The organism is Anaerolineales bacterium (assembly GCA_019637755.1).
GTDB lineage: Bacteria > Chloroflexota > Anaerolineae > Anaerolineales > UBA11579 > JAMCZK01.
Genome location: JAHBVC010000001.1, coordinates 1,415,475 through 1,441,096, shown reverse-complemented (window position 1 = coordinate 1,441,096; position 25,622 = coordinate 1,415,475). Strand labels below are relative to the sequence as shown.

Here is a 25,622-nt window from a genome sequence, read left to right as displayed (position 1 = left end):
ACAAAAAAACGCCGCAGTTGCGGCGTTTTTTTATTCAGGGGTCTAGTTGCTAAGCACGCACGGCGCTGCGCTCACCGTAGAGTTGCTCGCGCAGGTCGCTCACCTGGCGGCGCAAGCGCTCATCGGTTTCGAGCAACTCACTGATCTTCTCGTAGCCGTGCATTACGGTGGTGTGATCGCGGCCGCCCAGCACCTCCCCGATGCTGGGCAGGGAGAGGCGCGCTTCTTCGCGCATTAGGTACATCGCCACCTGGCGTGCCAGCGCTACCGGGGCCGAGCGGTCCCGCGAGAGTAGCTTGTCCTGCGGCTGGTTGAAGGCGCGTGCCACTGCCTCTACGATATTCTCGGGGGAGAGGCTTTGCGGCTCCGGCAGTATATCCGCCAGGGCACCGTCCACCAGATCGACCGTCAGCGGCACATCGCGCAGGTAGGCATAGGCCACCATGCGGTTCAGCGCGCCCTCCAGCTCACGGATGTTGGTTTGCATGCGCTCGGCAATCGCCTCCAACACCTCGGCCGGCACCGGGCGGCCCAGTTTCTCAGCATTGCTGCGCAAGATGGCCAAGCGCGTCTCATAGTCTGGGGATTGGATATCAGCCAGCAGGCCCCACTCAAAGCGCGAGCGCAGGCGCTCCTCCAGGGTCAAAAAGCCCTTGGGGGAACGGTCTGAGGTAAGCACGATCTGCTTGTTCTGACCGTGCAGGGTATTGAAGGTGTGGAAGAACTCTTCCTGCGTGGACTCTTTACCGGCAATAAACTGAATGTCATCGATCAACAGCACATCGGCCGAGCGGTATTTATCACGGAAGGCGGGCGTGGTCTGGCTGCGGATGGCGCTGATGAGGTCATTGGTGAACTCCTCAGACGAGACGTACAGCACGCGCAAACCGCGCTGCTGCGAGGCGAAACCGATCGCCCGCAACAAATGCGTCTTGCCCAGGCCCACCCGGCCATACAAGAACAGGGGGTTGTAGGATTTGCCCGGGTTCTCCGCCACCGACATGGAGGCGGCGTGCGCCAGGCGGTTGCCTGAGCCGACCACGAAGTTTTCAAAGGTATAGCGGGAGTTGATGCCAAACTGCGGGCCAACGCTGGGCTCCACTGGGCTGGCTTCGGGGATTTCGTTTATGCGTGGCAGCACCGCCGGTTCAGCCAGCGAGGGCAGTGCCGCGCCCGTGGTGGGCGCCAGGGCCTGCTCCTTGAGCCACACCACAAAACGCACTTCAACACTGCGGTTCATGATGCCGGTGAGCATGCGCGTGGCGGTGCTCTTCAAGCGGCTTTCGAGCCAATCACGCGCATAGGCGTTATTGACGCCGATGACGAAGGAGCCGTCTTCGTAAGCAACGAATTCTGCGTCGCGCACCCAGGTATCAAAGGTGCTCTTCGGCATTTCAACTTGCAGTTGCCCCAGGGCAGCTTGCCAAGCGTGGCTTGCGTTCACGGCTCTCCTCTCTCTGCCCATCACCACGTAAGACGAATTCAGACCCTTGCGTTCACAGCCGCTGCCTGTGGGGAGATGTTCAGTTGTCGCTACAGATTGTTGATACTGATGTCTGGCAATGCAGGCATCAGGGGGCGGCATTGTAACAAATGACCCCCGGCGGTCAAGCATTTTAGGCGCCGAATCCCCTTCCACTACCTAAAAGATTCGCATTCTTTAAGAGTGCAGTCTTTCAGGCACGCGTTAAAAATTCGGTCACGTTAGCGCAGCACCGTAACATTTGTTGGCTGCATGAATCCACCCACACATGGGGGGTATCACGGCCTGTACCCAACAAGTGGTGCGATTCAAATCGAACGTATCGATACCGCTCTATCGCAGCCACTACCTTAACATTTTTTCCGCGCGCCGCGTGCACGCTGGCGTCCAAGCAACTTTGCAAATTCTGAATCACGCGTTTTTGGCGCAGATTCAGCGCGTACGCGCGTGGTGTAGTGGCGCGTGGCAGCTCAAAAAAGTTAAACCCAGGTGTGTTCGTCCATCAACTCCGGGCGATATGCAAATTGAGCGTGGTGTATAGATTATTGGCCCGCATCTCACTATATTCATGGGGAGTAGGCGCGCTTGACGCGCCCTGGCTGCCTGCCAGGGCCAACGCCAAACCCCCTGCATCCCAATCCACCTCTGCCCTATGGGCAGTATTGCTTTGGTCCTTCGCCTTAGCAACCTTTGCGCGACAAAGGAGAAAGAGTTCAGATGAAGAGAGTTGTTTTCATTTTCGCGTTGCTAGCCGTGCTGCTGGCTGCCTGCCAGCCCGCCGCCGTAGCCACGCCTGCCGCGGTGGACCAAACCAGCAGTGATGCCGCCGCGGATGCGCCGGTGGCCACCGATTTGAGCGGCATCAAGGAATACCTGACCGCCAAGGTGGCTGAGTTGGAAGCGGCCAGCGCAGAGCTGGTCAGCGCTTCCGATGCGTACTACAGCCTGGCCGAAGCGGCCGGCTTCGATTACGCCGCGCTGTGGGCCACGGCGCCGGATGAGGCCGCCGCCGCCATCATGGATGCGCGCGCCGCCTGGCTCAAGGTCAGCCCGCTCTACGAGCAGACCGAGGGCATTGTGGCCGGTGTGCCCACCCTGGCCGACTATGACGTCATCCTGGATGCGGGTGCCTCTGGCGCCGAAGACCCCGAAGGCGCCGTGCCGTTCGATCTGCAACTGCCGGATGGCCGCGTACTGCCGCAGCCGGGCAACCTGTTCGGTGTGCTCGAAAGCACGCTGTGGGGCACTTATGCCGATTACAGCAGTGGCGTGGTGGCTGACGTGAACGCGGACGGCGAAGGTTTCGCCGATCTGCTGCCGGATGCCAATGTGCTCAAGGGCGCGGCCGATCTGACCCACAGCTACATCGTGGAGCTCAAGGACGCCACCGCCGCCTGGACGCCGACGGATTCGGATGCCTACACCGCCCTGGTGGTGATGGTGCCGACGATGAGCGAGTACTTCGAATCCTGGAAGAATTCGCGCTTCGTAGTTGGTGATGCCTCCACCCAGCGTGACTTCGTGGTCATCTCGCGCCTGGCCGATATCCAAGACATCCTCACCAGTCTGGAAGTCGTCTACGCCGAGATCAAGGCCCAGGTTGCCAGTGTGGATGCGGACCAGGCGGAGCAGATCGAGCAGGGCCTGGTGGATCTGAAAGCCTTTGTGGCCGGCGTCTACGCCGAAGAACAGGCTGGCAAGACCTTCACCGCCGAAGAAGCAGATGTGCTCGGCCAGGAAGCGCAAGACCGCGCCACTGCGGTGGCAGGCCAGGTAGCCCAGGTGGCTGCTGCGCTGAATGTGGAGATTGCTGAGTAAAAGGCAGTCTTGAGACTTCGCAAGCTCGTTTACCTTCTTGTACTCACAGGGCTGGCCGTGATACACACGGCCAGCCCTGCCCGCGCGGCGGGAGAAAGCCCGGCTGCGCAGGCCGAAAGCCTGCGCGCCGCGCTGTTTAACGCCCAACGCAACTTGCTGGCCGGTGACGGTGACGCCAGTACACACCTGGCCGCAGCCCAGGCGGTTTGGGCCGCGGGCCTGGGCCAAACCCTAAGCAGCGCCGATCCTGCCGCCGGCCAACGCATGCAGGCCGCACTGGCCCAGATGGAAAACGCCATCGCCGCCGCCGACGTGCCGTTGTTTGCCGCCGGCCGCGCCAGCGCCTGGACTGCAGTATTAGCCGGCAGTTCCCGCCTGGTGGAGCACGCCGTCGCCGCGGGCGATGCCGCCACGGCCCAGGCCTGGCTGCCCGTGCGCGAATTCCGCACCGCCTCACGCTTTGCGCGCCCCAATGGCGACGCCACCGTCGCATTGCTCGCCTTGGCCTCTGGCGAAATGGATAGCAGCACCGTGGCCCAATTCGTGCGCGCCGACCTTTACGATACCTATCAGGCCCGCCTCAACGAAGCCCTGCGCGAGCTGACCCAAGCCGCCGCCAGCGGCTTCAGCACGCGCCTGGCCGAAAGCGCCGGCTTTGCCCAGGGTTATTTCGCCATCTTGGCACCGGCGTATGCCGAGCAACGCGGCTCCGCCGCCCTGGCCGAGGCCGAAGCCGCCTTCGCCGCCCTGCAAACCGCCGCCCTCGAAGGCGGTGAGCTCACCCCGGCATTGAACGCGGCCCACGCCGTGCTGGATAACTTCCGCGCCGCGCCGCTGAGCCCTGAGGAACAGGCCCGCCGCGCCGGGCAGTTGCTGCGTTACATCTATCTCGTGCCGCTGGAGTATGGCCGCGGCGTGAGCAACGGCCAGGTGACCCTGCAATTCGAGATCCAGGAGGCCGTCACCTTCCACGAAGCCGCCGTGGCAGCCTTCACCGATCTGCGCGATGTGCTGGCGGGCATTGACGCCAGCGCTACCGCCGCCACCGCCGGGTTGTTGGATACGCTCGGCGCGCGCCTGCTGGCGGCCAACACCGGCGGCGCCGTTGCCGAGCCGCGCCAGTTGAACCAGGAAGCCCAGCAAGTGCTCACCACATTGGATGCGCTGATGCCGGAGGAATGGAAACAACAGAGCGTGGCCGGCGATTTTGATGTCATCGACTCGATGCTGGATCAGATGGAGAACGCAGTGCGCGCCGGCGATTACGCCATGGCCGAATCGGCTCGTCTGGAAGCCTATGCCGTCATGGAAAGTGGCCCTGAAGCACGCCTCACCTCGCTTGATCCGGAGTTGAAACTACGCGTGGAAGCCCTGTTCTGGAACGGTGATGCTGTCAACAAGAACGGGCTTAGCAGCTTGATCGCTCGCCAGGTACCCCTGCAAGAGATCCGCACGGTGCGCGTGGCGCTCAACACCGAGCTGCAGCAGGTGCAAAAGCTGCTCTCGGTGCAAAGCGCTCCCGGCGCGATTGCCACCAATGCCGCTGTGATCGTCTTCCGCGAAGGATTGGAAGCGGTGCTGATCCTGGCCTCGTTGATGGGCAGCCTCAAGCTACAGAACCAGCAGTATCGCAAGCCGCTGTGGGTCGGCACCGCACTGGCGCTGCTCGCCACGGTGCTCACCTGGAGCCTGGCGCGCAGTGTTCTGCTCTCGCTGGCGCGCTACGGCGAGAAGCTCGAAGCGATCGTCTCGCTGATCGCCATCGTGGTGTTGCTACTCATCACCAACTGGTTCTTCCACAAGAGCTACTGGGATAACTGGCTGGCCGCCTTCCACGGGCGCAAGCGCCGCCTGCTCTCCGGCGAAACCGGTGTGTGGCTGGGCCTGATCTCGCTGGGCTTCACCAGCGTGTATCGCGAAGGCTTCGAGACCGTGCTGTTCCTGCAAGCCCTGGTGCTCGACGGCGGCAATCAGATTGTGCTGGCGGGCGTGGCGGTAGGCTTGCTGCTCACCGGCATCATCGGTTTCCTCACCTTCCGCTTCCAAAGCCGCTTGCCGCACAAGAAGATGCTGATTGTTACCGGCATTATGATCGGTGCGGTGTTGCTGGTGATGGTGGGCAAAACCACCTACACGCTGCAATTGCTCGGCTGGCTGCCGGCGCACACCATGGGCTTTGCGCTGCCGTATTGGGCGGGTATGTGGTTCGGCTTGTATGCCACCTGGGAAGGGTTCGCTCTGCAATGTGTGGCGGCCTTCATCGTGATCGGTAGCTATCTGTTGGCCGAAGGTTTGAAAAAGAAGAGCCGCACGCAGGGGCAACACGCCGCAACCCATTAGTAACAAGTACAGGCCGGGGGGCATCCCGGCCTGTATGCCTGAAAAAGCCCGTAGCGGGTATTTCCAAGCGTAAAATCATTCTACGCACTTTCGGTGGGTGGCGTCAACGTCGCGCCCCGCCAGAAAGTGGTACAACTTGCCTGGATGCAAGGAAAGGTTGTGAGCATGGCTAAGAAATCAGCTAAGGGGAAGAATTCGTGGAGCACGCGCGACCTACTGGTCACTATCGTGATCGGCCTGGCCTTCGGCGTGCTGCTCATCCCCGTCACCTGGGCCTACGCAGGCCTATTGAGCCTGGGGGGCATCTTCACCCGCACCATCTTGGGCGGCTTGTACTTTATGCCCGCCGCGTTCGCCGCGTATGTGATGCGCAAACCGGGCGCCACGCTGTTGGCCAGTGTCCTCAGTGCGCTGCCTTCCATGTTCGGCCCCTACAGCCTGATCGTAGTGATGATCGGCGCCCTGATCGGCCTGGTGGGTGAGCTGTTCGTCTGGCTGCTGACGCGCTATCGCAACTTCAGCCGTATCGGTATGCTCTGGCTGGGCGTTGCCTCCGGCGTGAGCGTCTTCGTGCTCATCCTCGGCTCGATGCTGCACACCACCACCTTCGCGCCCAGTGTGCTGGCCGCCGCGCTGGCCGTCTCGGCCATCGTCTTCGGCTTGTGCAGTGTGATCGCCCAATACCTGGCTGACTCCGTGGTAAAGACTGGCGTGCTGGCCAACACAGCACTGGGCGAAAGCCGCGCGGATGAGATCTAAGTCAATGGAAGCAGAGCGCCTGGCCCCCAGCCCCGAGCAAGTAAAAGGCAGTGACCGCAGCATGGCGGGCTACATTGTGTTTGTGGCCATCCGTTGCACGCTGCAATACATCGTCTTTCCATTTTTGCTGCCGTTTATCGGCCTAAGCGGTTCGATCTCACTTATCCTCAGTCTGCTGATCGATGTCTTCGCTCTGGGGATGATCGTCTACAACATTCGCCGCCTGTGGAATACGTCGTGGCGCTGGCGCTATGTTGCGCTAAGTGTGGTGATGATCAGCATCCTGGCCGTCTTCATGGTCGAAGATGTCCGCCTGCTGTTTGCGTAACGTTTGTAATGCCCATTATTGAAATCAATGCGCTCACGGTGAAGTATGCGCGGCGCAAGTTGGCTGCGCTGCACCAGTTGAGCCTGCACGTAAGCCATGGTGAAACCGTGCTCTTGCTGGGGCCTTCGGGCTCCGGCAAGAGCACCTTGGCGCTCACCCTCAACGGCCTGCTACCGCAGGCCGTAGGCGAGCTACGCAGCGGCTCCGTGCGCGTGGCGGGGCTGGATACTCAAGAACATTCTGTGGCCGACCTGGCGCAACAGGTCGGCATTCTGTTTCAAGATCCAGATGCGCAGTTTGCTACGCTCAAGGTGGAAGACGAAGTCGTCTTCGGCCTTGAGAACCTTGGCTATCCTCCGCAACAAATGGAAACGCGCATCCAACAGGTCTTGACGGATGTCGGCGTCTCGGCCCTGCGCGATCGCCCGGTCTCGGCGCTCTCCGGCGGCGAGAAGCAGCGCGTGGCGCTGGCTTCCCTGTTGGCCATCCAACCCGAGGTGCTGGTGTTCGATGAGCCAACCGCCAACCTGGATTCGATGGGAACCCAGCAGGTGTTCGCCCTACTGGCCGAGCTGAAGTCGCGCGGCGAACACACTTTGGTGCTGATCGAGCATAAGCTGGATGAGTTGATGCACCTCATCGATCGCGTCGTGGTGCTCAACCCCCAGGGTGGCATCCTGGCGGATGGCCCGCCGCGGCAGATCTTTGATGAGCACGGCCCGGCGCTGCAACAAATGGGGGTTTGGATGCCGCAAGTGGCCTTACTGGCGCACACTTTGCGGCAGCGTGGCGTAGCCCTGCCGCTCTTCCCCATCACCCTGGGCGATGCGGTGCGCGCCTTCCGCCCCTGGGTGGCGGCGGCCACGCCGCCGGCCCCAGCCGAGCCAGCCAGCCCGGCCCAGCCCACCCCGCCGGCTCTTTCGATCCAGCACCTCTCATTCAATTATGGCCAGCAAGCCGCGCTGCAAGATGTCTCGGTGCAGATCAACCAGGGCGATTTTCTCGCCATCGTGGGCGCCAACGGGGCTGGCAAGACCACGCTGGCCAAGCATCTGATGGGCATTCTGCGCCCCCCGGCGGGCACGATCCAGCTACAGGGAGTGGAGTTCAACGAGATCCCCACTCAGGAGCTGGCGCGCAAAATTGGCTACGTCTTCCAAAACCCAGAGCACCAATTTGTGACCGAGACAGTGTGGGATGAAGTGGCCTACGGCTTGCGCGTGATGCAAACCGAAGAGGCCACCCTGGCCAGCACCACCCAAGCATTATTGGAAACCTTTGGCCTGGTGCGCTATGCCAAAGCCAATCCGTTCACGCTGAGTTACGGGGAGAAGCGCCGCCTCAGCGTGGCTAGCATGCTGGCGCTGGGGCAGGATGTGCTCATCCTGGACGAGCCTACCTTCGGCCAGGACGAGCGCAACGCCACCGCGCTGCTGGAGATCTTGCAGGAGCTCAACCGCACAGGCAAGACGGTCATCGTGATCACCCATGATATGCGCCTGGTACTTGAAAACGCCAACCGCGTCGTGGCGATGAGCGCCGGGCGGGTCCTATTTGATGGCGCCCCCGCTGCGCTGGCCGCCCAGCCGGCGTTGCTATCCGAAGCGCGCCTCACCCTGCCGCCGCTGGCGCGCCTCTCGGCGTTACTGGCCACGGAGCAACCCCACCTGCGCCAGGTGCTCACCCTGAACGACTATTTGGCCCTCTCCTGATGCAGACGCTCTACCAACCGTACGATTCGCCGCTGCACCGCCTGAACCCGCTCAGCAAGCTACTGGTGGCGTTGCCCCAGATGGCGCTGATGCTAGTGGTCAGCGAACCCTGGACCCCGCTGGCCTTCCTGGCCCTCACCAGCCTGATCCTGCTGACATTGGGGCGCGTTACGTTGCGCCGCTTCCTGCGCCTGTTGGCGCCGCTATTGTTGCTGGTGATCCTCTTCACCGCTTTTTATCCCTTCCTGGTGCGCCAGAGCCTGGTGGAACACACCCGCCTGCTGTGGCAGTGGGGCCCGATCATGCTCTATCAGGGCGGCCTGTATTTGGCGCTGGTAACCGGCCTGCGCATCCTGGCGCTGTTGGCCAGCTCGCTGCCGTTCTCGCTCTCCAGCGATTCGGCCGATTTTGTGCGCGCCCTGGTGCAACAGGCTCGCTTGCCCTACCGCATTGGCTATAGCACCCTGGCAGCCTTTCGTTTCATCCCCATGCTGCAAAGTGAAATGGCGGTAGTACAAGCTGCCCACCGCGTGCGCGGCGTGGACAGCCAGCCGGGCTGGCGCGGCACACTGGAGCGCCTGCGTCGCTCAGCGGTGCCGCTGCTCACCACCGCCATCCGCCAGGCAGAGCGCACCGCGCTGGCGATGGATGCCCGCGCCTTTGGCGCCCTGCCGCAACGCAGCTACTTCCGCCGCATGCGCTTCAGTGGCTGGGATTGGGCCTACCTGTTGGGTTTCTGGGCGCTGAGCGCCGCGCTCCTGTTGGCCTTGCGCCACTTCGGCCTGCTTGGCCCTTTGCATGTGCTGCAAATCCTCTAGGGCCTGATGTACAATTGATCATCGCCAAATATAAGGAATAGAAGATGGTCTTAGAAAATAGCCTGCCCACCCTGGACGGACTGAATGACATTGAGCGCGCCGAAGCGATTCGCGGGGCCTATGAGCGCGATCGCAAGCAGATGGTGCTGGTGCTCGCCCGCCAACTCGGCGTGCCCGAGCTTGAAGTCGTGCGTGTAATGCCCAGCGAACTGGTCACCGAGCTGGATGCCGATCAATGGGAGCCGATCATCCGCTCATTTGAAACACTGGGTGACGTGCATGTGGCCGTCTCCAATACTGGCGTCACGCTGGAAAGCGTAGGCACCTTCGGCAAATTCAGCAACACCCAGGGGTTCTTCAATGTGCAGAATGACCCGCTGGATATGCACATCCGTGCCAGCAGCCTCGGGTCGATCTTTGCGGTGGTGAAGCCCAGCCACACCGACGGTAAAGATGCGCTGAGCTTCCAATTCTTTGACCGCCAAGGTCATGCCGTCTTCAAAGTTTTCCTCACCTTCGGTGGTAAGGATCCTTCGCCGGAGCGCTTGGCACAATATCAGGAGATCATCCAGCGCTTCAAGGTGGACTAGGGTTCAAAGTAAGCGTAACTGAATAGCAAAAGACTAGACGCTCTTAAACCGAGCGTCTTCTTTTAGGGTCTGCTTGAGGCCTTTTTCCAGCGGCATGCGCGCCGTGAAGCCCAACAGCTTGGCGGCCAACTGCGTATCGGCGCACATACGCGAAACGCCGCGATCATTGTGCGGCGTGTAGAGGATCTCGCCACGCCGCCCGGTGATCTCCAAGATCATCTCCGCCAGATCCTGCATGCGGGTTTCCTGCCCACTGCCCACATTGATCACGCGCTGGTCAATCCCCGGCGCAGTGGCAGCCGCCACCAGGGCGCGCACCACATCGCTGACGTGGATGAAATCGCGCGTCTGGCTACCGTCGCCATGCACCACCAGCGAACCGCCGCGCACCGCCTGGCGCAGCCAATTGGCCACCACCGGGGGATGCGAAGGGGGCAGGTGCTGCCCGGGGCCATAGGCGTTGAAAATGCGCAGGCACACCGTTTCAATGCCCCACAGCGCGCCGATGGTGCGCACGTAGTATTCGGCAGCCAGCTTGGAGACGGCATACGGTGAATGCGGAAAGGGCGAGGCGTCCTCCTGCAGCGGCTGGCTCTGCTGGTCCCCATACACCGCACCAGACGAAGCAAACACTACCCGGCGCACGCCCACATCGCGCATCGCTTCCATCAAGCTCACCGTGCCGCCCACGTTGGCATCGGTGTACTCGCGCGGGTAGAGCAACGACTCAGCCACCAGCACACGCGCCGCCAGATGGTAGACGCAGTCAATATCCTGCAGCAGAGTCCATAGTTTGGGGCGGTCGTTTACATCGCCACGCGTGAAGTGCACATCATCGAATAGCACCTGCGGCTCACCGCTGGAAAGGTTATCGATGCCACGCACCAGGTGCCCCTCGCGGGCCAGTTGGTTGGCCAATGCCGAGCCTAGAAAACCGGCGGCACCGGTGATCAGAAAATTCATGGTGAGCGATTATAGCATTGGGGCTTTCCCCGGCCGCCGCACCGCGCTGCAGGCAGTATCATCGGGGCATGCGCCGCCTGCTCTCGCTGTTGCTCTTGGCCGCCTGCGCCCCTGCGCTCAGCCGCGCTAGCCTGCCGTTGCACGACACGCAAGAGCAGGTGCGCGCCTTCACGCGCCCGCTTGAGTTCGATTATGTGCGCTGGACCCTGCGCACGGCCGCCGAAAAGCTGCAGGCGGCCACCCTCGGCCTGCCGCGTTACCTGCCCACCGAAGAACAAAGTCAACGAGTGCGCCAGTTCATGGCGCTGGTGGCGCAGATCCAGCTCCAGGAAGCCCAGCTCAGCGCACTACACGCCGATCCGCAGCCGGCGCGCGTAGCGGGCCAGATCGAAGCTACCAACGCCCAACTGGAGCAACTGAATGCGCAACGGCGCGCCGAAGCGCCACTGGCTGAGAGCATCTTGCAGGTCCAGATGAGCACCATTTTGGCTGAGCAGGGCTTTGCCCTGGGCGGCCAGCCCATCCCGCCGATGCTGTATCACAGCACGCCACTGCCCTGGGCGCTGATCGTTTCGCCGCGTGACGCCATCCGCCAAGAGGCTAACATCTCCCTCGAAACCGAGCTCAGCCTGGAGCAGCAGATCGCGCTCGAGGAGCAGGTGGCGGCAACACTGGATGTCGCCACCCTGGTAGTGCCGGTAGGCGGCATCGGCACCTATCCCACGATGGTGGCGCAAACCAGTGCACTGAACTGGCTGTGCGAAGTGGTGGCGCACGAGTGGTTGCACAACTACCTGGCTTGGCACCCGCTTGGCTGGCAGTATGCCCAAGCCCCTGAGTTGACCACGATGAACGAGACGACCGCCAACCTGTTTGGCAAGGAAATTGGCGCCCTGCTGATCGCACGCTACTACCCCGAATACGCCCCCTCCAGCGCGCCGGCGCCCTCGCCGCGCCCAGCCCGCGCCGCCACGATGGAGCCACCCCGCTTCGATTTCCGCCAGGAAATGCACACCACCCGGCTACGCGTGGATGCGCTGCTGGCGGCCGGCCAGGTGGCCGCGGCCGAAAACTACATGGAGGCGCGCCGCCTGATCTTCTGGGAGAACGGCTATCCGCTTCGCAAGCTCAATCAGGCTTATTTCGCCTTCTATGGCAGCTACGCCGATACGCCGACTGGCCCCGCCGGTGAGGATCCGGTAGGCGCGGCGGTGCGCCAGTTGCGCGCCGCCAGCCCCAGCCTGTTGGCGTTCGTGCACACGATGCAAAGCCTGACGTCGTTTGCGCAGCTGCAGGCACAGCTCAGCCAGGCGCCATAGCGCGCTGGTAGAATCGCCAGCATGCGCTCCTTTGCTCTACTTGCCATTCTGTTTAGCTGGTTGCTGGCCAGTTGCGCCCCAGCCAGCCCATCTGCGGCTGCGCTGGCCACCGCGCCGGTGCTCAGCCCCAGCTCCACTACGCCAAGCGCCTACCCAGACATGCAGTGCACCTCGGTGAGCGCTGGCCAGAACCGCAAGTATTTTGAGCGCATGCCCTATGCGCCCTTGAGCGCGGCCGATTGGGCGCGTGGCCCCGCCGATGCGCCGATCACCCTGCTGGTGTATAGTGATTTTCAATGCCCCACCTGCGCGGCCTTTGCCCAAACCTTGGCCGCGCTGCAAGCGCGCTACCCTGAACAACTGCGCGTGATCTTTCGCCCCTATCCACTGTTGGGCAGCGCCGAGCAGCCGCTCAACGATAAGGCCGATCTGGCGCTCAGCGCCGCCGAAGCCGCCGGGGCACAAGGCGCCTTCTGGGAAATGCACGATCTGCTCTTCGCCCAGCAAGACACCTGGGCTGGCCTCAGCCGCGAGGCATTTGTTGCCTGGCTCACCGAGCAGGCCCATACGTTAGTACTGGACGTGCCGGCCTTTACCAGCGCACTCGAAGACCCCAGCGCGTTGGCACGCGCTCAAGCCGCTTGGGAACAGGGCCAGGCCGAGCAACTCGGCACGCCGCCCTTCCTGGTGACCGATGCCGGCCCGCATGGTGGCCCGATCGATATCGACAGCCTGGATGTGATCATCCAGCTCAATTTGCTGGCGCTGCGCCAATTCAACCGCTGCCCGGCAATGCAACTGGAACCCGGCGTAAGTTACCGCGCCACGATCACCACCGAGCACGGCGACATTGTTGTGGAGTTGCTGCCCGAAGTGGCGCCCAACGCGGTCAACAGCTTTGTCTTCCTGGCGCGCCAAGGCTGGTTTGACGACACCACTTTCCACCGCGTGCTGCCTGGTTTCGTAGCGCAGGCAGGCGATCCGAGTGGCACCGGCTACGGCGGCCCCGGCTACGCCTTCGGCATCGAAACCGCGCCCACGCTGAGTTTTGACCGTGCCGGGCTGCTGGCGATGGCCAATGCCGGGCCAACCTCCAACGGCAGCCAATTCTTCATCACTTATGCCCCCGCCGAGCATCTCAACGGAGGCTACACGATCTTCGGGCGGGTGCTACAGGGCATGCCCATCGTCGACGCGCTGGCACCGCGCGATCCCTCGCAAGGGCTGGGCCTGCCACCCGGCGATCGCATCCTACGCGTGCAGATCGAGGAACAGTGAGCGCGCGCCGTGTCGCTCGCCCGGCCAAACCCACTACCAAACCGTCTTGGGTGACGCTCTTGCAATTTACCGGCAGTAGCCTGGGGCTGATGGGCTTTTTGAGCATGGCCTTCAGCGGGCTGGCCTATGCCGTACTGCAGCCCTTGCTATTCGCAGAGCCTTTCTCGGTCTCCATTCTTCTGGCCGCCGCGGCGGCCCTGTGGGCCGGGCTGCTGCTCCTACCCTCCGCCGCATACAGCCTGGCCCAACTGATGAACCGCCCTCTCGCGCCGCCACCCGCCATCAAGTGCAATCTGGCCGCGCTGGCTTTCCTGCTGCTACCGCTGGTGATCCTGGGCGGCGCGGCGGCGCTTGGCCAAGGGCTCGAGATCCTGCTGCCGCCCGTGCACGTGCTGGCCGCTTCCCTTTCCGTGCTCGGCCTGGTGTGGCTGGGGCTACACGGCTTGCGCCTGGGCGGCCCGCGCCTCACCTGGGGCGCGCTGGCCAGCGGCCTGACGGCAGCGCCGCTGCTCGCCGGCCTGCTGGAGCTGCTGGTCGGCTTCTTTTTGCTGATCCTGGGCGGGATCTATCTGTTCACGCAGCCCGCGCTGGCAGCCCAGTTGCCCTACATAGAGAGTGCGCTGCCGCGCATGCAAGATGCCGAGGAAATGCTGCAACTGGTTGCCGATTTTGTGCACGACCCAGTGATCTTAGGGCTCGCCTTGGCGCAACTGGCACTATTTACTCCGTTGATCGAGGAATTGCTTAAACCTATCGCAGTGTGGCTGCTGGTCTGGCGTCGCCCCTTATCCAACGCACAAGGGTTTGCGATCGGGTTGCTGGGCGGGGCCGGCTTTGCCCTGCTGGAAAATTTGTTTTCCGCCAATGCCAGCGCCAGCTGGGCACTCACCGCCAGCCTGCGTTTTGGCGCCACCGCCTTCCATATCGCCACCGCGGGCCTGATGGGCTGGGCTTTGGTGCGCGCCAAGAACGAGGGGCGCTATCTGGGCGTCTTTCTGGTTTACGGTTTCACCATCCTGCTGCATGGGCTATGGAACGGAGTGGTGGTATTGCAAAGCTTTGCCCCACATTTCATCACCGGGCGCGAGGAGCTGGGCGGCTTTGCCCTGGCGGCGATCACGCTGATCTCGCTGACCGTGCTGGCCGTGATGAACCGCAAATTGCAAGCGCCGCTTACCCAGTTGGCGCGCAAATCACGCCCAACGCAGTAAACAAAAAAGCTGCGGCACAATGTGCCGCAGCTTTTTATTGTGTAGTGTGTGCCAGTTACGGCTGCAAGATCAAGTGGCCTTCGGCGTCTGCCTGAATGGCAGCCAGATCCCAGTGCAACGGAATGAACTGAATATCCGCCCATAGCGGCGCCAGGTCCTTGTAGTGCGGGTTGGTGGCATGGCCCGATTGGCCCACCGTGGTGATCTGCAACGCGTTCTGCCAATTGCTCAGATCGAAGATGGTGCGCTTGGAAGGCAGGGTGGTGATGGCGTAGTCTTCATTGCCGCCCCAGCCCGTAGCGTTGACGATGGAGTTGCCGCCCGAGGTGTGATACGGCCCCGGGTTGAACAGCTTGTCGATCAGGGGGAAGTTGCTCATCACATCATGCTCATAGGTGATGGTGTGCAGGTTACCCCAGGCCCACTGGCTCTCATCCTTGCCCAGCGTGGCTTCCACTTCAGCCACACCGGCTGCAAAGGCACGCTTCAGGATGTCATCGCGGGTTTCCGTTTCCGGCGTGCGGGCATCATCCCACCAGTGGCTTTCCGGCTGCGCCAGTAGGTTCTCAATCACTACGTACCAGCCGCTACCACCGCCGGCATTCGGCCAGGCGATCTCGGGCAGATCATCGTTGAAGGTCTCAGCCAGCAGGTGCTTCCACACCGGGGCAAACAACGCCGCCCCGCGAGACTCTTTGTCATGCGCCCCATCCCAGGCGGCGAGCCCATCACGCAGACTGTTCAGGCGTGCATCCCCATAATCCAGCGCCACCAACGCATCCACCACCGGCTGCGCACCCAGGTTCAGGTTGTCGCCCAGCATCTGCTGGTAGTAAGCGATGTCGATCGGCCCGGGGGCCGCTTCGATCATGTCCACAATGCGCTGGGCGCGGTAGCCGTAATCCCACACATCGCTGATGCGGTAGGGGTAGTCATCGCCCACCACCGCATTGTTGGCGGTGACGATGTAGCCCGAAGGCGGGTTGTAGGCATACGGCAATTCCTCAAAGGGAATGTAGCCCTGCCAGGCATATTCATCCGTCCAGCCGGGGGCGGGGTAGAGGCCATCTCCGGCGCTACGAATGGGAATGTAGCCGGGCATCTGGTAACCGATGTTGCCATCCACATCGGCGTAGAGCAGGTTCTGCGCAGGCACGACAAACTGGCTGGCCGCTTCGCGGAACTCTGCGAAGTTCTGGGCGCGGTTGAGATGGAACAACGACTGCAAGGTGGTGCCTGGCTCCAGTGCCGTCCAGCGCAGCGCCAGTGCATAGCTTTCGGGCAGATCCAGCCCCGAGGTTTCGTCAAAGTCGCTCAGGCTGCCATAGGTGTCAGAAACGATCGGCCCGAATTGAGTGATGCGCACCGGCAGGGCGATGGTTTCGCTGCCGGCCACTACGATCTCTTCGGTGACCACTTCCATGTCCACCCATTCCCCGTTCATTTCATACTGGTTGGGGTTATCGGGGTTGACCTTGATGACATACAGATCCATTACATCCGGGCCCACGTTGGTGAAGCCCCAGGCAATGCGATCGTTGTGGCCGAGCACAATGCCCGGCGCACCGACGAAGGACACCCCGGCGGCGTTGTAGTTGCAATCCGGCCCGGTGGGCTGGCAGTGCAAGCCCATCTGGTACCAGATGGAAGGTACGCTGGCCCCCAGGTGCGGGTCATTCGAGAACAGCGGCAAGCCGCTGGCGCTACGCTCACCGGAGACGACCCAACTGTTCGAGCCCAGGTCTGCATTCGGGTCACTCTTGAGCAGATCGTCGAGCGCGGCGATCTGGCCATCCAGCCCCAGCATCAGCGCTGCCAGCGCATCGCTGGGTGCGCTGGCCTGCGCGGCCGCCGGGGCGGCGGCAGTGGCCGGTGCAAAATCAGGCACGATCACCGGCTTGTCGGCCGGGTAGGCAGGGTACAGCTCGGCAATTTGCTCCGGGCTGAAGGTTTTGAGCAGGATGGCACGCTCGATCTCGATATCCATGTTGTCGCGCAGATCCCAGGCCATCGCCTTGGCCCAACTCACCGTGTGCAGTGGTTCCCAGGGCGTGGGGGTGTAGTCACTGTTGATCGCTTTCAAGAACAGGTACTCGGCGCTGAGCTGCGTACCGGTGTGCTCCGCCAGATACGCGTTCACGCCGGCAGAGTAAGCTTCCAGCATGGCGCGGCTGGTGTCATCCAGCAAGGCCAGTTCGGCGCGGGCCACGCGCTCCCAGCCCATTGTGCGCAGGAACTTGTCGATGTCTACAGTATTGCTGCCCAACAGCTCAGACAGACGCCCAGTGCTGGTGTGGCGTTGGAAATCCATCTGCCAGAAGCGATCCTGGGCGTGTACGTAGCCCTGAGCAAAGAACAAATCGTGCTCGTTGCTGGCATAGATGTGCGGGATCCCGTTGCTATCACGGTACACATCCACCTGGCCTTGCAGGCCAGCCACTTGAATTTCACCGTCAATCTGAGGAAATGAAGCCTTTAGCTGGCCGGGCAGCCAAATCGCCACGGCCACAATCAAAATCAGGACCAAGGCCAAGAGCCCAAGCCCAATCGTGCGGAAAATCTTTCCCATATCTGCTCCTTGGCATCAGGTTGAATGCCAGGAGGAATTATAAGCCGGGGAATATAGCCAAAGGCGCGTAACCTAGACGGCTACGACAAAGGCGATGACGTGCTCGCGGGTGTGGCTGATACTGATCGACCAACTGGTGATGGCCAGGCCATCCGCCAGGCGTTGGGCCGCGCCGTGCAGCTGCAAAACCGGCTCCTTGCGCTCGCCACGCAGGATCTCGACCTCAAGCCAGCTCAGATCGCCGATGCCGGTGCCCAAGGCCTTGGCTACGGCTTCCTTGGCGGCAAAACGGGCCGCCAGGGAAGCAAAGTTGCCATTCATTTGTTCCAGTTCGCGCGGCGTATAAATGCGCCGCAGAAAACGCTCCCCATGGCGCTCCACCGCCTCACGCAGGCGGCGCACCTCAAACAGGTCTACGCCAGTACGTAAGCTCAAAGCGCCTCAGGGCGCGCCGGCCCGGCCACGGCAATCGCCATGTGCTCGGGCTGCAGGTAGCGCTGGGCCGCCTCCAGCACGCTCTGGCGCGTCACCGCGTTGACTTCGTCAGGGAAGTGGCGGTAGTAATCCAAGCCGAGTTCAAAGCGCTCAATGGTCATCAAGGCATCGGCCACCCCGCTGTTACTCTCCAGCGAGAGCGGCATACTGCCAATGTAATTCGACTGGCTGTCACTGAGCTCTTCTTCGCTCACCAGCTCGCTGGTGAAGCGTTCGAGCTCCTGGAAGATCAGTTGTGTGGCTTGTTCCTCATTGGCCGGGTTGACCCCGGCGGCCACGAGCCACGGATCCGGCCCCAGGCCGCCGCCCAAGCTACTGTAGGCGTAATAGGCCAGGCCGGCCTTCTCGCGCACCGAGTCACCGACGCGGCCCATCATGCCAAAGCGGCCGAGGATGTTGTTGCCCAGCGAGGCAGCCATGTAATCGGCGTCTTTGCGTAGCGGGCCGGCGGTGCCGATGATCAGATCGCTCTGGCTCTTGCCAGCGATCTCAAGGCGGCGATAGCTGCGGCCGGCCAGCGGTTGCCAGGCGGGCAACTGCACCGGCGCCGGTTGCTGCGGGTTTTGCCAGTCCTCAAAGGCGGCGCGCACCTGCTCCACCGCCTGGCCGGCCGAGATGCCCCCGACCACCACGATGAGCATGCCACGCGGCCCAAAGTTCTGCCGGTGAAAATTCACCAGGTCGGCCTGCGAAATCGCCGCCACGGTCTCCGGGTGGCCTTCGTCGGCGCGCGCATACGGGTGGCCGGCGTAGACCATCTCATCGAACATGAGCGAAGCCATGTCACGCGTATCCTGGGCGCGCAGCGAAAGCCCGGTGAGCAGTTGGGCGCGCACCTTCTCCACATGCCCCTCAGGGAAAACGGGGCTGAGCAGGGCTTCACGCCCCAGTTGCAACAAGAGCCCGAAGTCTTCGGCCAGCGAACGCCCGCCGAAGCCGGTGGTGTGCGTGCCACTGTTGAAGCCAAAACTGGCGCCGATCGATTCGAGCGAATCGTAAATGGTTTGGAAATCACGTTGGGCCGTGCCGCGCATCAGCATCGAGGCGGTGAAATCCGCCAGGCCCAGCTTGTCATCAGGGTCGAGCAAGCCGCCGGCCAGCACTGAGCCGCGTACGGTGACGGCTTTGGAGTTGGGGTTCTCACGCGCCAGCACCACGATGCCGTTGGCCAGCACCACCCGCGTAATGTCATCAGCTCCTGGGATTGCCGAAGCGTGCATCATTCTGCCTCCGGGCTGCCATCCGGCTGGTACACGCCCACCACGCGCCGCTCGGGGCGCAAGTAGCGCTGGGCGGCACGCTGTACATCGGCAGGCGTCACCGCCGCCAGGCGCTCCAGATAACTCTCGAACCAGGCGTAAGTGTCAAACACCTCCGCGAAGCCCATCCAAAACGCCTGGTTGGTGATGCTTTCGCTGCCATAGGCAAACAGGGCTTTGGCCTGCTTCACCGCCCGCTGCAACTCCTCGGGCTTGGGGGCATGGTCTTGCAGGCGCTTAATCTCATCATCCAGCGCGGCGACGGCGGCTTCAGCACTGCTAGTGGGATGCACAGTAATGGTGATGTCGTAGAGGTACGGATCGATCGTCGCTTGCAGGCCGCCACTCACACCCACCGCCAGGTCTTTCTCCACCAGGCGCTGGTACAAGCGCGAGGTTTTGTTGGAGATGCCACCACTGAACAGGTTAAGGTTGCTGGGGCCGGCCAACAAGCTATCGGCCACACTGAGCGCGAAGAAATCGGGGTCGGTGGCGCGCAGCGAGCGGTAGGCGGCCTTGACGAACACTGTTTCGCCGGGGCCCTGGGTCACCACGCGGCGCTCCTGCTGCGGGGCAGGCTCTTCGGCCGCCACGCGCTGCGGCGCGGGGCCAGCGGGCACGGCGGCGTACAGCTCCTCGATGCGCGCCAGCATGCGGGCGGTGTCAAAATCGCCGGCCACTGCCAAAACCGCATTGCTGGGCACGTAAAAGTGCTTGTAATGGTTAAAAAGATCATCGCGTGTAATGGTTTTTAGGTCAGCCATATAGCCGATGACTTCGTGCTTGTAGGGATGCAGGTCAAACGCAGCCTGCTGCACATCCTCATCCAGCAGGAACATCGGGCTGTTTTCATTGCCCTGGCGTTCCGACATGATCACCGTGCGCTCAGAATCGACTTCTTTGGGGTCAAACTGGCTATTCACAAAGCGGTCCGCTTCCAGCCGCAGCGCCAGATCGATCTTGTCAGACGGCATGGTTTCAAAATACGCCGTCCAATCGATATAGGTCATGGCGTTCCAAAAGCCGCCATCGCGCGAGATGGTTTTGTCGAGCTCACCCGCCGGGAACATGGCCGTGCCCTTGAATTGCATGTGCTCCACCCAGTGCGAAACGCCACTGAGGCCGGGGCGTTCATCCCGCGAGCCGACGCGCACCCACAGCCAATGGCTCACCAGGGGCGCGGTATGAATTTCTTTGAGCAAAACTTTGAGGCCGTTAGGCAGGGTATGTTGAGTCAGTTGCATAGAAATACGGAGCGTATGAAAGGATGGGCAAAATATAGCACAGCGAGCCAGCTTTTGGACATTTTGCCTATGAAATAAAGGCGTTTGTCCCCGCGCCGGGCCATACTCTGCCGTACAATGATGCGCATGTCTACTCCACGTACTGTTGCCGTTATTGGCGCCGGCCCGGCCGGCTTGTTTGCTGCACGTGAGCTTGCCAACGCAGGCGTGCAGGTGGCCCTGATCAATCGTGATATCAAGGCCGGCGGTTTGGCCGAATACGGCATCTACCACGATAAGTACAAAATGAAATCCGCGCTGCGCAAGCAGTTTGCACAGGTGTTGGCGCTGCCTACGATTGCCTACTTTGGCAATGTCAAGATCGAGCAGGACAGTGCCTTGGCGCTGGCCGATATTCAGGCAATGGGCTTTGACGCCATTCTGGTATGTGTGGGGGCACAGGGCACCAAGTGGCTGGGGCTGGAAGGGGAAGACCTGCAAGGGGTCTACCATGCCAAAGACCTGGTGTATCACTACAATCGCCTACCCCCCTTCAGCCAGCAAGAATTTGCGATTGGGCAGCGCGTAGTGTGCATCGGCGCCGGCAACGTCATGCTGGATATTGCTCGCTGGGCGATTCATGATCTCAAAGTGCAGGAGCTGGTGGCGGTAGTGCGCCGCGGCCCCGGCGATGTAAAGTTCACCCGCAAAGAGATGGAATCGGTGGCGGCCAATCTGGATGTCGCCGCGCTGGAAGCCGAGATCGCCCGCTGTGCGCCCAATCTGGCCGCGGTGGGGCAAGACCCGCAAGAAGGCAAAGACTTTATCCTCTCCGCCCTGCGCCACGCCGACCCTAAGATCTCTGAATCGACGATGCGCTTTGATTTCCTGGCCTCCCCGCATCGCATTGTGGGCGATGGGCAAGGCAAGGTGCGCGCCCTGGAAGTGGAAGATACTCTGTTGGTGCAGCGTGAAGATGGCAGCACCAGCGCCAAGGGGCAAGGCACCTACCGCGAGATCGCCGCGGATACTGTGGTGTTTTGCATCGGTGACAAGGTAGACGCCAACTTCGGCCTGCCTTTGGATCGCTGGGGCGATTTTGCCAAGCACCCGCAGCCGCGCTTCCCGGAGGAGGGGAACTCCTACGAGGCGTATGACCCTGCAACCGAGCAAGCGGTGGATGGAGTCTTTCTGGCAGGCTGGTCGCGCGAAGCCAGTACCGGCGTCGTAGGCGCCGCCCGCAAGGATGGCACTCTGGCGGCCCACGCCGTGCTGGCCTACCTGGAAAGCCAGCCCGCACAGGGCGCCGGTGCGCTGGCCGCGCTGGAAGCACGGCTGCGTACACTAAGCAACCCCGTCGTGCGCACGCCGGACCTATTGAAGCTTGAGGAGATCGAAGCGGCCCAAGCCGCCGAACACGGGCTACCCGAATTCAAGTTTGCCAGTAATGAAGCGATGCTCAACGCCATCGGCTTGGGCCAACTAGAGCAAGCTGGCTAGCCCAGCTCACGATTGATAAAAAAAGCGCCTAACGGCGCTTTTTTTGTTTGTTGGCTTGCGGGCGGCGCGCCCAGTAGGGCGAAAACATGACAAACCCAATGATCATGATGAGCTGGCCGATCAGTACGCCAGCCCCTTGCCAGTAGCCAAAAAAGGGCACCGAGGGCAGCGGCCGCGTACCCAGGCCAAATACATCCGCCAGGCCTGAGGTGAGCGCGATCACATAGCCGGTACCGGCCAAGCGGATGCCAATATCGGCGGGGATGTTTTTGGGGGTATCCCGCCACAACGCATCCAGGGTGAAGTAGCCGCCCAAGCCCAACAGGCCCAGCCCGAGGCTGAACACGGTGATCTGGATGAAGCCTACCACTGGGCTGCGATCCAAGCCGAACGCCTGCGGCGTGGCGCCCAGCAGGAACACCAGCAAGCCCAATAGACTAACAAACAGGCCCAGGCGCTTCTTGAGCGTGCGGCTGGGGCCTTTGGGGGGCGGTTGCGGGGAGAGGCGTGCCATGCGGGCGATTCTACTCCATAGGGCAAACTACCCTGTTATTGGGGACAATCTGCCCTACTGTAGTGGCTACCCAGGGGCTATAACCTAGATAGTTAGAACCAGCCGCAAACTCCTCCTTAGAGTGGCAATCGCTGTTGCGGGACAGGGATTGTGCAGTAGCGGCTCATCTTTCTCTCCTCTCCTAAACCAAAAGACCGCCTTCGGGGCGGTCTTTTGGCGTCAGCTTGCGCTGGGAAATTCGAAAACGGCTTTGATGATGCCTTGCGATCCCTTTTGGGCCAGATCGGCCAGGGCTTGTTTGTAGTCGCCAAGGGCATAGCGGCGGCTCACCATCCACCCCAGGTCTACTTTGCCCTTTTCCATCAGATCAAGGGCCAGATCATACGTCTTCCAGGTCTTGCCCTTGTAGGTGTCCGCATGGCTGTATTCGGTGGCGGCCAGTACGCGCAACTCCTGAGTGAAGATGGCGGACCAGTCAATCCCTTTGGCCTGGCCAGGCAGGCCCACCAACACCACCGTGCCACCGCGCTTGGTGAAGCGGTTGGCATCATCCAGTGAATTGTCGTTGCCAGTGCACTCGTAGACGCGGTCTACCCCGCCTTCCATCACCAGTTTCCCGATGGTGGGTTTGAGCAGCGTGGCGCCGGTGCGCTCGGCAATCTGGGTATACAGATCGCGCCCGCTGAGCACTTCGCTGGCGCCTAGCTTGCGGGCCGCTTCGGCCTGGTGGGGATAGCGCGCCGAAACCAGAATGCGCGCCTGGTTGCCCAAGGCACGTAAGGCGGCCAGCGTCACCAGGCCCATCGTGCCGGCGCCGAGGATCAGGATGGTTTCGTCATCGCTGGGCATATCGATCAGCACGGTGTGCAAACCGCAAGAGAACGGCTCTACCATCAGGGCATTCTCATCGCTGACGTTATCAGGCACGCGGTAGACCTGGCTCTGGTGGGCAATAAACGCTTCGGACCAGCTACCGCCGGTGTCTTTGGAGGAGCCAATGAACATCCCCGGGGCCAGCTTGCCACCGCTGCGGCGTTGGCAGCGGTTGATCTCGCCCTTGGCGCAAAATTCGCACCACTCGTCTTTGGCGTAGCCGCGCGGGGCGCACCATAAAGTGGGCTCAACGATGACACGTTCGCCCGGCTGGATCCCTTTGACCTGGCTGCCTACCTCGGAAACTGTGCCCACATTCTCATGGCCAAACGTGAAGGGGAAATCACTATAGGGCGAGAAGTAGGGGCTGGTATGCAAATAGATCGTGCCCAGATCCGTACCGCAGATGCCACCCAAGCGGGTGCGGATGCGCACCCACTCGGCAGTCGGGAAGCTGGGTTCAGCCACCTCTTGCATGCTGGTGCAGGACAGGCCGCTCCACAGTAGCGAAGGCGCCAGTTTGGCCACAGCCAAGCCAAGGGCGTAGCGGGGGATCGTGAAGTTGAATTGGACGGCTTTCATAGCTCGCAGTGTACCAGAGGTGCTGGCCTGCTCACCACTTCTTGAAAACGAAGTACGCCGCAGCCACGATCAGAACAAAGCCCACGAGATAGTTCCAGCGCAGCTCTTCCTTGAGGTAGTAAACCGAGAATAGCGAAAATACCGTCAGGGTAATGATCTCTTGGATGGTTTTGAGTTGCACGGCATTGAATTGACCATATCCGAAGCGATTGGCCGGCACCATCAGGCAGTATTCAAAAAAGGCAATGCCCCAGCTCACCAGGATCACCTTCCAAATCGGCACCTCAGTGAATTTCAGGTGGCCATACCAGGCAAAGGTCATAAACACATTCGAAGCAAGCAACAAGGCAACCGTTAACATACAGGCAGAACCTTTCGCAAAAAATCTTTTTAGGGATGTTTGTTGGGGGAGGGGCAGATACGCCATCCTGCGGCGCTACATCAGGCATTGTACTCGTTCGCAAATCACGATGGATTAAAAGAAAAAGCCGGAGCGATTTGCTCCGGCTTTTTAGGCCAACTCGGCGGCTAGCTGTTCATCGCTGGGCTCGGTGAGGATCAGCTTGCGCTGGCCCTCGCCGATCACTAAAGTGGGCGTGCTGCGATAGCCGCGATTGATAAAGATCACAAATTGCTCGGCCTGCGCATCCTGAGCAATATCCACTTCGTCAAAAGGGATGTTGTGAACGGTCAGGTAGTTGCGTGTGCGCTGGGTGTCGTCACAATCCTGCGCACCGTAGATCACAATCGTAGGCATGCTTACTCCTGGGTGGATTTTTGAGCCGCGGCGCGGGCGAGGCCGGTTTCGGTGGGTTTGGCGCGCCCCCACAGGCTGGCGGCCAGCAGCAACATCGCCGCCACCTGCAGGCCGCGCCCCAGGAGGGCTTGCTGCGGCGCCAACGCCGCCAAGCTGACCGCGGCCAATACCCAGATGCCTGCGTTGAGCAGTGCCAGGGCGGCCCAGGCCAAGTGAGGATGGCCGCGCTTGGGCTCGTGGATATAGCGTGGAAAGATCCAGTAGGCGATGGCAAACACCAATTGCACGATCCAGCCACTCAACAAGAATTCGATATGCAACGGCAAAAGGCCCCACACCGCTGGATGCAAAGGATAGGCTTTGTTGATCAGCAAGAGTGCCCCACAGGTGATGCCCAACAAGAAATACAGCAGGGCCAGGCGCACGCCAATCACGCTTAGGCGCGGCATCAGCGCTCCTTAATGCGCGGCCAGGCGTTGATCACAAACAGCAAGCCACCCAACCACTGGGTGAGCGCCGAAAGCAGCAGGGCCGCATTCCACACTGCGCCGGGCTGCAACGCCTGCGCCGGCTCGGCCACCGCGCGCAGCAGCAAGCCCAGGTTGAGCAAGGCAAAGCTGGCCCAGGCCAGGTTTTCACGGCCACGCGGCAACTGCTGGCTGTATTTCGGGAAGAACCAATGGCCCACGCCCATGATCATTTGCGTGACCCAGCCCACCAAAAACAGGTGAAAGTACACCGCCGAGAGGCCGGGCAGATCCAGGCCCAGGCGGCCCTGGGCCGTCTGAAAGACGGCCAGGGCCAACGCCAGCACCAGGTAAAGCAGCGAAGCCTTGATGAAGGCACGCGTAACAGGTGGCATCTTAGTGAACTTGGATCACGGGGCTGCCATGCGGCAGCGGTTGGGGGTTGGGCGTTTGGCGCAGGATCGCCAGAAAGACCAGCTCTTCATCCAGCGCCTGCACGCCGTGCAGCTCCTCGACGTCGAAGACCAGCATGGTGCCGGGGCCGCACTCTTGCGGCGTATCCTCTTCGCCGCGGAAGAGGCCGCGGCCTTGCAACACGATCATCAGCAGCGCGATCTTGGGGCCGCGGTGCGGCTTGAGCGTCTGGCCGGGCTTAAGCGTAAAGCGCATGACGCGGCCGCTCTCATCCGAAACCAGGGGTTGGGCATTGGGGGCTTCATCCTTGTAAACCAAACCATCCAGCAAATCAACCGGCTTCATAGTCT

At 61.8% G+C, this 25,622-nt stretch carries 24 protein-coding genes; 11 read left to right on the top strand and 13 right to left on the bottom strand.

What is annotated here, in order from left to right:
* Window positions 1-49 precede the first annotated feature (49 nt).
* Entirely contained in the window at window positions 50-1,444 is a 1,395-nt protein-coding gene (dnaA, locus tag KF821_06910; protein ID MBX3005543.1) for a chromosomal replication initiator protein DnaA, read from the bottom strand.
* Between the two features lie 756 nt (window positions 1,445-2,200).
* On the opposite strand from dnaA, the gene KF821_06905 reads away from it, so the two are divergent.
* The 7 genes from KF821_06905 to KF821_06875 all read left to right on the top strand — a co-directional run bounded on the left by KF821_06905 (window position 2,201) and on the right by KF821_06875 (window position 9,848).
* Entirely contained in the window at window positions 2,201-3,301 is a 1,101-nt protein-coding gene (locus tag KF821_06905) for a hypothetical protein (protein ID MBX3005542.1), read from the top strand.
* Window positions 3,302-3,358: 57 nt separating this feature from the next.
* A complete protein-coding gene (locus tag KF821_06900) occupies window positions 3,359-5,641 on the top strand; it encodes an FTR1 family protein (GenBank protein MBX3005541.1) in 2,283 nt (760 codons plus the stop codon).
* Window positions 5,642-5,806: 165 nt separating this feature from the next.
* Window positions 5,807-6,400, top strand: coding sequence for an ECF transporter S component (locus KF821_06895; protein ID MBX3005540.1), 594 nt, complete (start codon window positions 5,807-5,809; stop codon window positions 6,398-6,400).
* Between the two features lie 4 nt (window positions 6,401-6,404).
* A complete protein-coding gene (locus KF821_06890; GenBank protein MBX3005539.1) occupies window positions 6,405-6,728 on the top strand; it encodes a hypothetical protein in 324 nt (107 codons plus the stop codon).
* Window positions 6,729-6,736: 8 nt separating this feature from the next.
* A complete protein-coding gene (locus KF821_06885) occupies window positions 6,737-8,440 on the top strand; it encodes an ABC transporter ATP-binding protein (protein MBX3005538.1) in 1,704 nt (567 codons plus the stop codon).
* Entirely contained in the window at window positions 8,440-9,258 is an 819-nt protein-coding gene (locus tag KF821_06880; GenBank protein MBX3005537.1) for an energy-coupling factor transporter transmembrane protein EcfT, read from the top strand. Before KF821_06885 ends, KF821_06880 begins: the two co-directional genes overlap by 1 nt.
* A gap of 44 nt (window positions 9,259-9,302) precedes the next feature.
* Window positions 9,303-9,848: a hypothetical protein gene (locus tag KF821_06875; protein MBX3005536.1), complete on the top strand. Its 546-nt coding sequence runs from the start codon at window positions 9,303-9,305 to the stop codon at window positions 9,846-9,848.
* 33 nt (window positions 9,849-9,881) lie between these two features.
* Here the strand turns inward: KF821_06875 and KF821_06870 are convergent, their stop codons facing one another.
* Window positions 9,882-10,811: an NAD-dependent epimerase/dehydratase family protein gene (locus KF821_06870; GenBank protein ID MBX3005535.1), complete on the bottom strand. Its 930-nt coding sequence runs from the start codon at window positions 10,809-10,811 to the stop codon at window positions 9,882-9,884.
* A 68-nt stretch (window positions 10,812-10,879) separates the two neighbouring features.
* Between KF821_06870 and KF821_06865 the strand changes: the two genes are divergently transcribed.
* Genes KF821_06865 through KF821_06855 form a run of 3 tightly spaced genes read left to right on the top strand, consistent with a single transcriptional unit; the run spans window position 10,880 to window position 14,619 of the window.
* Complete coding sequence (locus KF821_06865) at window positions 10,880-12,130, top strand: hypothetical protein (protein ID MBX3005534.1); 1,251 nt, start codon at window positions 10,880-10,882, stop codon at window positions 12,128-12,130.
* A 21-nt stretch (window positions 12,131-12,151) separates the two neighbouring features.
* On the top strand, window positions 12,152-13,408 hold the full coding sequence (locus KF821_06860) for a peptidylprolyl isomerase (protein MBX3005533.1): 1,257 nt from the start codon (window positions 12,152-12,154) through the stop codon (window positions 13,406-13,408).
* Window positions 13,405-14,619, top strand: coding sequence for a PrsW family intramembrane metalloprotease (locus tag KF821_06855; protein ID MBX3005532.1), 1,215 nt, complete (start codon window positions 13,405-13,407; stop codon window positions 14,617-14,619). Before KF821_06860 ends, KF821_06855 begins: the two co-directional genes overlap by 4 nt.
* A gap of 55 nt (window positions 14,620-14,674) precedes the next feature.
* Here the strand turns inward: KF821_06855 and KF821_06850 are convergent, their stop codons facing one another.
* The 4 genes from KF821_06850 to KF821_06835 form a co-directional block, all read right to left on the bottom strand.
* A complete protein-coding gene (locus KF821_06850) occupies window positions 14,675-17,188 on the bottom strand; it encodes a penicillin acylase family protein (GenBank protein ID MBX3005531.1) in 2,514 nt (837 codons plus the stop codon).
* A gap of 72 nt (window positions 17,189-17,260) precedes the next feature.
* A complete protein-coding gene (gene acpS, locus KF821_06845; protein MBX3005530.1) occupies window positions 17,261-17,623 on the bottom strand; it encodes a holo-ACP synthase in 363 nt (120 codons plus the stop codon).
* Window positions 17,620-18,903: an insulinase family protein gene (locus KF821_06840; GenBank protein ID MBX3005529.1), complete on the bottom strand. Its 1,284-nt coding sequence runs from the start codon at window positions 18,901-18,903 to the stop codon at window positions 17,620-17,622. Before KF821_06840 ends, acpS begins: the two co-directional genes overlap by 4 nt.
* On the bottom strand, window positions 18,903-20,186 hold the full coding sequence (locus tag KF821_06835) for an insulinase family protein (protein ID MBX3005528.1): 1,284 nt from the start codon (window positions 20,184-20,186) through the stop codon (window positions 18,903-18,905). Before KF821_06835 ends, KF821_06840 begins: the two co-directional genes overlap by 1 nt.
* Before the next feature lie 126 nt (window positions 20,187-20,312).
* Here KF821_06835 and KF821_06830 point away from each other — a divergent pair, with 126 nt between their 5' ends.
* Window positions 20,313-21,665: an FAD-dependent oxidoreductase gene (locus KF821_06830; GenBank protein MBX3005527.1), complete on the top strand. Its 1,353-nt coding sequence runs from the start codon at window positions 20,313-20,315 to the stop codon at window positions 21,663-21,665.
* A 28-nt stretch (window positions 21,666-21,693) separates the two neighbouring features.
* On the opposite strand, the gene KF821_06825 is transcribed toward KF821_06830, so the two are convergent.
* The 7 genes from KF821_06825 to KF821_06795 form a co-directional block, all read right to left on the bottom strand.
* On the bottom strand, window positions 21,694-22,179 hold the full coding sequence (locus tag KF821_06825; protein ID MBX3005526.1) for a hypothetical protein: 486 nt from the start codon (window positions 22,177-22,179) through the stop codon (window positions 21,694-21,696).
* A 219-nt stretch (window positions 22,180-22,398) separates the two neighbouring features.
* A complete protein-coding gene (locus tag KF821_06820) occupies window positions 22,399-23,634 on the bottom strand; it encodes an alcohol dehydrogenase catalytic domain-containing protein (GenBank protein ID MBX3005525.1) in 1,236 nt (411 codons plus the stop codon).
* Window positions 23,635-23,665: 31 nt separating this feature from the next.
* Entirely contained in the window at window positions 23,666-23,956 is a 291-nt protein-coding gene (locus KF821_06815) for a DMT family protein (protein MBX3005524.1), read from the bottom strand.
* Window positions 23,957-24,145: 189 nt separating this feature from the next.
* Entirely contained in the window at window positions 24,146-24,391 is a 246-nt protein-coding gene (locus KF821_06810; protein MBX3005523.1) for a glutaredoxin family protein, read from the bottom strand.
* A 2-nt stretch (window positions 24,392-24,393) separates the two neighbouring features.
* The gene (locus KF821_06805; protein MBX3005522.1) at window positions 24,394-24,840 is read right to left on the bottom strand and encodes a hypothetical protein; all 447 of its coding nucleotides are present in this window, start codon (window positions 24,838-24,840) and stop codon (window positions 24,394-24,396) included.
* Window positions 24,840-25,253, bottom strand: coding sequence for a hypothetical protein (locus KF821_06800; protein MBX3005521.1), 414 nt, complete (start codon window positions 25,251-25,253; stop codon window positions 24,840-24,842). Before KF821_06800 ends, KF821_06805 begins: the two co-directional genes overlap by 1 nt.
* Window position 25,254: 1 nt before the next feature.
* Complete coding sequence (locus KF821_06795) at window positions 25,255-25,617, bottom strand: hypothetical protein (protein ID MBX3005520.1); 363 nt, start codon at window positions 25,615-25,617, stop codon at window positions 25,255-25,257.
* Between the last annotated feature and the right edge of the window lie 5 nt (window positions 25,618-25,622).

Bases quoted from the DNA above. Each gene is read 5' to 3' on its own strand.
- KF821_06905 (MBX3005542.1), top strand. From the start codon at position 2,201: ATGAAGAGAGTTGTTTTCATTTTCGCGTTGCTAGCCGTGCTGCTGGCT.
- KF821_06895 (MBX3005540.1), top strand. From the start codon at position 5,807: ATGGCTAAGAAATCAGCTAAGGGGAAGAATTCGTGGAGCACGCGCGAC.
- KF821_06890 (MBX3005539.1), top strand. From the start codon at position 6,405: ATGGAAGCAGAGCGCCTGGCCCCCAGCCCCGAGCAAGTAAAAGGCAGT.
- KF821_06885 (MBX3005538.1), top strand. From the start codon at position 6,737: ATGCCCATTATTGAAATCAATGCGCTCACGGTGAAGTATGCGCGGCGC.
- KF821_06880 (MBX3005537.1), top strand. From the start codon at position 8,440: ATGCAGACGCTCTACCAACCGTACGATTCGCCGCTGCACCGCCTGAAC.
- KF821_06875 (MBX3005536.1), top strand. From the start codon at position 9,303: ATGGTCTTAGAAAATAGCCTGCCCACCCTGGACGGACTGAATGACATT.
- KF821_06870 (MBX3005535.1), bottom strand. From the start codon at position 10,811: ATGAATTTTCTGATCACCGGTGCCGCCGGTTTTCTAGGCTCGGCATTG.
- KF821_06865 (MBX3005534.1), top strand. From the start codon at position 10,880: ATGCGCCGCCTGCTCTCGCTGTTGCTCTTGGCCGCCTGCGCCCCTGCG.
- KF821_06860 (MBX3005533.1), top strand. From the start codon at position 12,152: ATGCGCTCCTTTGCTCTACTTGCCATTCTGTTTAGCTGGTTGCTGGCC.
- KF821_06850 (MBX3005531.1), bottom strand. From the start codon at position 17,188: ATGGGAAAGATTTTCCGCACGATTGGGCTTGGGCTCTTGGCCTTGGTC.
- KF821_06840 (MBX3005529.1), bottom strand. From the start codon at position 18,903: ATGCACGCTTCGGCAATCCCAGGAGCTGATGACATTACGCGGGTGGTG.
- KF821_06835 (MBX3005528.1), bottom strand. From the start codon at position 20,186: ATGCAACTGACTCAACATACCCTGCCTAACGGCCTCAAAGTTTTGCTC.
- KF821_06830 (MBX3005527.1), top strand. From the start codon at position 20,313: ATGTCTACTCCACGTACTGTTGCCGTTATTGGCGCCGGCCCGGCCGGC.
- KF821_06825 (MBX3005526.1), bottom strand. From the start codon at position 22,179: ATGGCACGCCTCTCCCCGCAACCGCCCCCCAAAGGCCCCAGCCGCACG.
- KF821_06820 (MBX3005525.1), bottom strand. From the start codon at position 23,634: ATGAAAGCCGTCCAATTCAACTTCACGATCCCCCGCTACGCCCTTGGC.
- KF821_06815 (MBX3005524.1), bottom strand. From the start codon at position 23,956: ATGACCTTTGCCTGGTATGGCCACCTGAAATTCACTGAGGTGCCGATT.
- KF821_06810 (MBX3005523.1), bottom strand. From the start codon at position 24,391: ATGCCTACGATTGTGATCTACGGTGCGCAGGATTGTGACGACACCCAG.
- KF821_06805 (MBX3005522.1), bottom strand. From the start codon at position 24,840: ATGCCGCGCCTAAGCGTGATTGGCGTGCGCCTGGCCCTGCTGTATTTC.
- KF821_06800 (MBX3005521.1), bottom strand. From the start codon at position 25,253: ATGCCACCTGTTACGCGTGCCTTCATCAAGGCTTCGCTGCTTTACCTG.
- KF821_06795 (MBX3005520.1), bottom strand. From the start codon at position 25,617: ATGAAGCCGGTTGATTTGCTGGATGGTTTGGTTTACAAGGATGAAGCC.